This is a genomic window from Streptomyces tyrfis (assembly GCF_037034285.1).
In the GTDB taxonomy this organism is placed as follows: domain Bacteria; phylum Actinomycetota; class Actinomycetes; order Streptomycetales; family Streptomycetaceae; genus Streptomyces.
In genome coordinates, this window is record NZ_JBAGJZ010000125.1 from 1 (window position 1) to 651 (window position 651).

The following is a 651-nucleotide window of genomic DNA, read 5'->3' on the forward strand; positions in this document are numbered from 1 at the left end:
GCTTCGGTTGCGGGGCGCTGTGGACCGGGACGCGCTGGGTTCGGCTCTTCTGGACACGGTGGTGCGGCAGGAGAGTCTGCGGACGGTGTTCGTGGATGTGGGGGGTGTTCCGTGGCAGCGGGTGCTGGAGCCGGATGAGGTGGAGGTGCCGTTGTGTGTGGTGGGGGTGGCGGAGGAGGATTTGGCGGGGGAGCTGGAGTCGGCGGCGCGTCGGGGTTTCGATCTGTCGTCGGAGATTCCCTTGCGGGCGTGGCTGTTCGACGTCGCTCCGCAGGACCAGGTGCTGCTTCTGGTGATGCATCACATCGGGATGGATGGCTGGTCGTTGGAGCCGTTGTTCCGTGATTTGTCGTGTGCGTATGCGGCGCGGGCGGAGGGGCGGGCGCCGGGGTGGGAGGCGTTGCCGGTTCAGTATGCGGATTATGCGGTGTGGCAGCGTGAGGTGCTGGGTTCGGAGTCGGATCCGGAGAGTCTGGTGAGTCGTCAGCTCGTTTATTGGCGGGAGGCGTTGGCGGGTGTTCCGGATGAGTTGGCGTTGCCGTACGACCGTCCGCGTCCGGCGGTGAGTTCGCATCATGGTGATCTTGTCCCCGTGGTGCTGGACGCGGGGCTTCATCGTGCGTTGACGGGGTTGGCGCAGCGGACGGGGAC

1 protein-coding gene is annotated in these 651 nt (G+C 66.4%); it reads left to right on the plus strand.

The window, feature by feature from the left end; all coding sequences use genetic code 11:
- Positions 1–58: 58 nt before the first annotated feature.
- A partial coding sequence (locus tag WA762_RS35500) for a condensation domain-containing protein (RefSeq protein ID WP_335941716.1) occupies positions 59–651 on the plus strand: 593 nt, incomplete at its 3' end.